The sequence below is a fragment of the Ohtaekwangia sp. genome, assembly GCF_036786105.1.
Lineage (GTDB): Bacteria > Bacteroidota > Bacteroidia > Cytophagales > Cyclobacteriaceae > Ohtaekwangia.
Genome location: NZ_DAIQRQ010000067.1, coordinates 1 through 6,384 on the forward strand (window position 1 = coordinate 1; position 6,384 = coordinate 6,384).

At 44.7% G+C, this 6,384-nt stretch carries 10 protein-coding genes; 8 read left to right on the top strand and 2 right to left on the bottom strand.

The annotated features are described in order from the left end of the window. On the top strand, positions 1 to 711 hold a 711-nt coding region (locus tag V7Q33_RS19955), incomplete at its 5' end, for a polysaccharide deacetylase family protein (protein ID WP_333821019.1). Between the two features lie 26 nt (positions 712 to 737). Here the strand turns inward: V7Q33_RS19955 and V7Q33_RS19960 are convergent. Both V7Q33_RS19960 and V7Q33_RS19965 read right to left on the bottom strand, forming a co-directional pair. Further along, on the bottom strand, positions 738 to 1,658 hold the full coding sequence (locus tag V7Q33_RS19960) for a helix-turn-helix domain-containing protein (RefSeq protein ID WP_333821020.1): 921 nt from the start codon (positions 1,656 to 1,658) through the stop codon (positions 738 to 740). Positions 1,659 to 1,695: 37 nt separating this feature from the next. Then, positions 1,696 to 2,571, bottom strand: a complete 876-nt coding sequence (locus V7Q33_RS19965; RefSeq protein ID WP_333821021.1) for an SDR family oxidoreductase — start codon at positions 2,569 to 2,571, stop codon at positions 1,696 to 1,698. Between the two features lie 211 nt (positions 2,572 to 2,782). Between V7Q33_RS19965 and V7Q33_RS19970 the strand changes: the two genes are divergently transcribed. The 7 genes from V7Q33_RS19970 to V7Q33_RS20000 form a co-directional block, all read left to right on the top strand. Next, positions 2,783 to 3,700 (top strand): DMT family transporter, encoded by a 918-nt coding sequence (locus tag V7Q33_RS19970; RefSeq protein WP_331978271.1) that lies wholly within the window; start codon positions 2,783 to 2,785, stop codon positions 3,698 to 3,700. A 2-nt stretch (positions 3,701 to 3,702) separates the two neighbouring features. Then, a complete protein-coding gene (locus V7Q33_RS19975; protein ID WP_333821022.1) occupies positions 3,703 to 4,083 on the top strand; it encodes a DHCW motif cupin fold protein in 381 nt (126 codons plus the stop codon). Between the two features lie 5 nt (positions 4,084 to 4,088). Next, on the top strand, positions 4,089 to 4,517 hold the full coding sequence (locus V7Q33_RS19980) for a GNAT family N-acetyltransferase (protein WP_331978267.1): 429 nt from the start codon (positions 4,089 to 4,091) through the stop codon (positions 4,515 to 4,517). Continuing rightward, on the top strand, positions 4,514 to 4,984 hold the full coding sequence (locus V7Q33_RS19985; RefSeq protein ID WP_333821023.1) for a GNAT family N-acetyltransferase: 471 nt from the start codon (positions 4,514 to 4,516) through the stop codon (positions 4,982 to 4,984). The genes V7Q33_RS19980 and V7Q33_RS19985 overlap by 4 nt, the downstream gene beginning before the upstream one ends. Beyond that, on the top strand, positions 4,981 to 5,499 hold the full coding sequence (locus V7Q33_RS19990; protein WP_333821024.1) for a GNAT family N-acetyltransferase: 519 nt from the start codon (positions 4,981 to 4,983) through the stop codon (positions 5,497 to 5,499). The genes V7Q33_RS19985 and V7Q33_RS19990 overlap by 4 nt, the downstream gene beginning before the upstream one ends. Before the next feature lies 1 nt (position 5,500). Then, positions 5,501 to 5,998: a GNAT family N-acetyltransferase gene (locus tag V7Q33_RS19995; RefSeq protein ID WP_333821025.1), complete on the top strand. Its 498-nt coding sequence runs from the start codon at positions 5,501 to 5,503 to the stop codon at positions 5,996 to 5,998. A 3-nt stretch (positions 5,999 to 6,001) separates the two neighbouring features. Then, positions 6,002 to 6,384 (top strand): DinB family protein (locus V7Q33_RS20000; RefSeq protein WP_333821026.1); only part of this gene is annotated, 383 nt, incomplete at its 3' end.

Sequence of the window (6,384 nt, forward strand, 5' to 3'; positions counted from 1 at the left end):
TTGTTTATCAACACAAAAACGGTTGGCGGAGGCGACTATATGTCGTGGGCGCAGCTTAAAGATGCAACTGATCACAACGTAGAGATCGGCAACCACACGCACTCGCACGATTTCTTTCTCGATCAACCGGCTGCCACACGCTATAAAACTTTTAAAGAAGAAATCGAACTGAGTCAATCATTAATAGAGGAGAACATGGGCATTACGCCCACTGTATTCTCTTATCCCTACGGAGAATTTGATAATGAGATGAAGGGCATTGTAAAAGCTGCCGGATTCAAAGCAGCCGCTGCACAAAACTCGGGAGTAATGTATAGCGGAGGCGATCTGTTTCAATGCCCGCGTTTCCCCATGTCGGAAGCCTATTCAGCGAAAGCTAAATTTATAGAGAAGGCAACTATGAAAGCCTTCTCACTTACGCAGATAACTCCGGATGATTGTATGCTGCCTGCTTCCAATCCACCAACGCTCACCTTGAGTTTTGATGCAGCAGGTATTCGTCTTAACCAGCTTCAATGTTTTGTGCAAGGCGGTAAATGTTCATTTAAAATTACCGACAAGAATAAAGTTACGGTAACACTGCAGGCAACAGCACCACTCAGCAAAAAACGCAGAACGCTCTATACGTTAACCGCGCCTGATAAAAACGGAGCGTGGCATTGGTATAGTCATTTGTGGATCAACCCGCACATAAAAGGAACAAACTACTAGGATATAGGATATAGCTGCCGATGTAATCAGTTGAATGATTGCCTGAATTCTAAAGGCGAGAGATTGGTTTTTGTTTTAAACAACTTGCTGAACGATTGCGAATGTTCAAAACCTAACTGATAAGCAATCTCACTGACCGATAAAGTTGTAGTTGATAATTTTTCTTTGGCTTTTTCAATCAGCTTTTCGTGTATGTGTTGCTGCGTACTTTGTCCGGTTAATGATTTTAACAGACTGCTCAAATATTTCGGCGATGTGTTCAGGGTGTCTGCTATATATTGAACGGTGGGCAAGCCCTTTGAAATCAGGTCGTCATCATTAAAGTAATCCGTCAATAGATTTTCCAAACGTTCTAAAATCCGGTGATTGGATTTCTCTCTGGTAATGAACTGACGATTGTAAAACCGTTCTGAATAATTTAGCAGTGTTTCAATGTGAGAAACAATGATGCCCTGGCTAAACTTGTCGATGTTTGTGCGATATTCATGTTTAATGTTCTCTATAATATCGTTGAGTGTCTTCTCTTCCTTTTCTGATAAGAACAACGCTTCATGTATCGAGTAATCGAAGAACTCGTATTGTTTAATACTTTTTGCGAGCGATGTATTCCAAAAGAAATCGGGATGGATGAGCAACATCCAGCCAGAGCGCTGCGCTGACGGATGTGCTCCCGGTTCGATACCAAAAACCTGGTTGGGCGAAATGAAGAACATGACTCCTTCATCAAAATCATATTCCTGCTGCCCGTATTTCAGCTTGGCATTCATCCCTCTTTTTACGGACACCTGGTAGAAATCAAACACCCAGTTTGTTTCAGAAATATCGGCAGGTGGCTGAATCTCGCTGTAGTCCACCACACTGATAAGCGGATGTTCCGGTTGAGGTAAACCTCTCAACTTATGAAATTCACTTATGGTTTTGATTCTTCTGGTATGCCGCTGTTCCATACTAAAATGTACTTCTTTTTACGTTTCAAACTATATATTAAAAATAGTTTTGTTGCATGTCTTCCAACAACCCGATGTGTGTTGGCTTCCAGCCCAACTGCTCCTGCGTTTTGAAACTCGTAGCAGGACTGTCGAATCCTATAAAACCACTCATCCACTCAAAATGTTTGATAGCATCTTCACCCGATAAAGAAGTAACAGGCAAGTTCAATTTTTTGCCGATCAATTCAGCAATTCTTTTTACTTCAATCCCCGTATCCGTTACACCATTATACCGTGCTCCTTTGCTTGCTTTTTCTATTGCCAGGCGATATAGCTTGGCCGCATCCAAACGATGCACCGCAGTCCAGCGATTGTTGCCCTCTGCGGGGTATGCCGAGACACCGTTTTTGCGAGCCTGTTGAATGATAAACGGAACAAACCCTTTGTCGCCTTTGTCATGCACAGAAGGTGATAAACGAATTACAGAAGCATGTATGCCTTTTTCTGCTAATGCCATAGCAGCAGCTTCAGAACTGCGTCTTGAATTTATAGCAGCGCTATCTTCCGTAATCATTCCATTTATGGCGGGCAATCCTAAAGTTCCGGCGGTTACGATGATGGGTTTGGTTGTGCCAATAAGTACTTCACCCATAGCAGCGATGGCGGCCTTATCAACATCATTTGATTTAGCATATTGAATAAAGTCGTGGATAAAGGCCGTGTGAATAACACCATCAGCCTGCAAAGCGCCTTGCTTTAAGATGTCAAGATCTTCAAGGCTTCCTGTCAATACTTCTGCTCCTGCATTATGAATAGCTTCTGCCGATGACTCTGAACGAGCTAAACCAACAACCGTGTGTCCTGCGCCGATCAGTTCTCTCACCACTGCAGTACCAATAAAGCCAGAGGCTCCTGTTACGAATACTTTCATTTGATTTTAATTTTTTGTTTGTACAAAGCTCAGCACAACACAAAAAGCAAGTGTAGTCAAATGTCAGACTGTTGTAGTCAAAAAGGAAGATGTGTCAACAGCAGTGCGATAAACTGATATGGTCAAAATAAACAAAACTGAAACTGTTTTTTTTACGTACTAAACTCAAGATTTGAGTCGTAATTATTCACATGTTAAACCAACTATACTTTTGAAAAGAGAATTATTATTTGCGTACCTGGCGTTGGCCGCCATCTGCATCATCTGGGGAACAACCTACCTGGTGATGCGCATGGCTGTGGTTGAATTTCCTCCGTTCCTGTTTGTATCGGTCCGTCAGATTATTGCCGGATTTATACTCGCAGGTTTCATGCTTACGATTGGAAAGGTGAAGCTGGCTGGTCGCGCATATATTATTCGTCAGGCGATTGCTGGTTTCTTCATGATCACGCTCGGCAATGGTCTGGTAGCGTGGGCCGAAGTACACATTCCCAGTGGTGTAGCGGCGGTAATCTGTTCGCTTATGCCGGTCATGGTTATTATCATTAATCTCTCTATCAATAAAGATGAGCGTCCCACGGTACCTATTATGTTGGGTGTAGCCATCGGCATGGTTGGCATTGTGCTCATCTTTAGTGAGTATATCAATCAGTTTACCAACATCGAATATATACTCGGCATTGTAGTAACATTTGTGGCCGTGATCAGCTGGGCGGGTGCCAGCATCTGGCTGAAGAAACACAGCGAGCAGAGTAATCCTTTTTTGAATGCAGGATTGCAGATGTTTTTTGGTGGAATATGGATGATTCCGTTATCCCTTATCTTCGATGATCTTAGTAATGTACATTGGACATCATCAGTTGTATTTCCCCTGATCTATCTCATTGCAATGGGTTCAATCACAGCGTATGCCTGCTACTCGTATGCCTTGCGTAAATTGCCGATGACGATCGTATCGCTCTATGCGTATGTAAATCCGCTGGTAGCAGTCGTGCTCGGATGGTTTGTGCTCGATGAAAAACTCAACGCGCGCATCTGGATGGCCATCGTGCTTACTGTGGCCGGTATATATATAGTCAATCGCGGCTATCAGCTACGCGATGCGTGGAAAGCCCAGTTCAGCCGATAGTTATGCAATCCATTTTATTTCAAACTACAGACTGGGCTGCAGTTCCGGTGACGGAACATCGTGGCGAGCAGGGTACAGCCAGGTGGCGTACCCGGCAATTTGACGGCTTACGCATACGACTGGTGGAGTACTCGGCAGGCTATAAAGCGGATCATTGGTGCAAGGCCGGCCACATTGTATATTGTATAGAAGGAGAGATGATCTCTGAACTGGCAGACGGAAGAACATTTACACTGTCCAGCGGCATGACGTACCAGGTTTCTGATAACGTGAGCATGCATCGGTCGTATTCTGAAAAAGGCGTGAAGCTGCTGATCATTGATGGCGACTTTCTTAATACTAAAAAAGAAACAGAACGTATTCTAAACCCGTGGAGAATATAGTATAGATGAACATTCAACGCGCACAAACGAGAGAAGACATAAGCAAGTGCTGGGATGTATTGCTGGCCTTACGCCCGCATTTGCAACACGATACCTTTGTTGACAGGGTATGGGAGATGCTGGGCGAAGGCTATCACCTGGCCTTTATTGAAGAAGGTGGAAAAGCTGTCGCAGCGATCGGCTATCGCTTCCAGAATTTTCTGTTCAATGGAAAACACATATATATTGATGATCTTTCCACACTGCCGGAATATCGCGGTCGTGGCTTTGCCGCTGCGTTACTGGATTATGTAGATGAACAAGCGCGCGCCAAAGGACTAAACGTTGTTGCGCTCGATTCGGGTTATCAGCGTACCGATGCACATCGTTTATACCTGAACAAAGGATTTACAATGATCTGCCACCACTTTCAAAAAAACCTGCAGCCGAAATGACAGACACCAAAATACATATCGCTATACAAGAGTACGAGCCGAAGCACCAACCGTATTTTGAGAAATTCAATCGTGCATGGATTGAACGATATTTCTGGATGGAGCCGATCGATTTTGAAGTGCTGCAGCATCCGGATAAGCACATACTGGCACACGGTGGCACTATATTGATGGGATATGCCAACGATGAAGTGGCGGGCACGGTAGCATTGAAGTATGTATCGCCCGGTATATATGAATTTACCAAAATGGCTGTAGATGAGAAATTCCGCGGTATTAAAGTCGGGCGACTGCTGGCAGAGGCTGCTATAATCAAAGCGCGATCATTGGGTGCTGTAAAGATCATTCTATACTCACATACAAGCCTTGCCACAGCCATAGGATTGTATCGAAAACTTGGTTTCGTGGAAGTGCCAGTAGATGGTCCGTATAAACGAAGCGATATAAAAATGGAATTTACATTATGAGTAACATCACCATTCGCAACGCATTCTTTGAAGATGCAGAAACGTTATGTGCATTGGGCATTCAAACTTTTCGCGAAACGTTTGATGAGCACAATACGGCCGAAGATATGGAACAATATCTCGCAACGGCTTTTACAAAGGAGAAATTGGAGCAAGAGCTTGAAGAAAAAGATACCGTTGTCTTTTTAGCGGAAGATAATGGAGAAGCCATTGGTTATGCGAAAGTGCGCAAAGGTAAAGAGCAGGAGGGATTGGAAAACGATCGGGCACTGGAGATCCACCGCATCTATGTAGCCAAGTCACACCTCGGTAAACGTATTGGCAATGCATTGATGCAGGCGTGTCTTGATTATGCAAAAGAAGCCGGCTACGAGGTAGTGTGGCTTGGTGTATGGGAGCATAATGCCCGCGCTGTTTCCTTCTATAAAAAATATGGTTTCGAAAAGTTTGGCGCGCATACCTTTGTGCTCGGTACTGATGAACAGACCGACTGGTTACTAAAAAAGAAGATATAGCGTGATACACTTTCGTGACGCAACAATGCACGACCTGCCTGCGATTGTTGCCATTTATAACACTACGATCGCGGGCAGAATGGTAACGGCTGATACCGAACCGGTAACGGTTGAGAGCAGAATCTCCTGGTTCAAATCACATTCGCCTGTGCGGCCATTGTGGGTAGTGGAAGATGAGAAAGGAAATATAGCAGGCTGGGTAAGTATCAAGTCGTTTTATGGTCGCCCGGCTTACCAGGCCACCACGGAGATAGCGATATACCTGGATCCGGCCTATCGTGGCAAAGGCTTTGGAAAGCAGATATTGGAAGAAGCAACCGAACGATGTCGCGCAATCGGCATCAGCACATTATTAGGTTTCATTTTCGCGCACAATGAGCCAAGCCTCCGGTTATTTAAACATGCAGGCTTCGAGCAATGGGGATTGTTTCCTGATGTAGCAGTGCTCGATGGCGTAAAGCGAAGCCTGGCTATACTTGGAAAACGCATAACCCATTAATACATGAAAAAACTTGTTTGGTTCGACCGCCAGTTCACCTTTGGCCTGCCTGTAGAAATGCTTCCTTTTTTGCTGGAGCGACTCAACGGCACGGCGTGGCGTATGGAGGCGAAAGTAAAAAATATACCGGATGAAATTCTGTCGCAGCGATGGAACGACAAGTGGAGTGTAAAGCAGAATATAGGTCACCTGGCGGAAGTGGATGCAGTAAACTCACAGCGCATTGATCAGATATTGCAAGGCGTAGAAGTAATGGCACCGGCAGTATTTGAACCGCGTGATTACAACACCATGCCCGTACAGGATGTGATCGCCTACTTTCGCGAAGGGCGGTTGAAGAACATAGCCAAATATAGTGGCCTTCAGGAAAAGGAATTGCAGGCTTC

Excerpts from the sequence above, each read along its gene's own strand:
- V7Q33_RS19985 (WP_333821023.1), top strand. The coding sequence starts at position 4,514 with ATGACAGACACCAAAATACATATCGCTATACAAGAGTACGAGCCGAAG.
- V7Q33_RS19960 (WP_333821020.1), bottom strand. The coding sequence starts at position 1,658 with ATGGAACAGCGGCATACCAGAAGAATCAAAACCATAAGTGAATTTCAT.
- V7Q33_RS19965 (WP_333821021.1), bottom strand. The coding sequence starts at position 2,571 with ATGAAAGTATTCGTAACAGGAGCCTCTGGCTTTATTGGTACTGCAGTG.
- V7Q33_RS19975 (WP_333821022.1), top strand. The coding sequence starts at position 3,703 with ATGCAATCCATTTTATTTCAAACTACAGACTGGGCTGCAGTTCCGGTG.
- V7Q33_RS19990 (WP_333821024.1), top strand. The coding sequence starts at position 4,981 with ATGAGTAACATCACCATTCGCAACGCATTCTTTGAAGATGCAGAAACG.
- V7Q33_RS19980 (WP_331978267.1), top strand. The coding sequence starts at position 4,089 with ATGAACATTCAACGCGCACAAACGAGAGAAGACATAAGCAAGTGCTGG.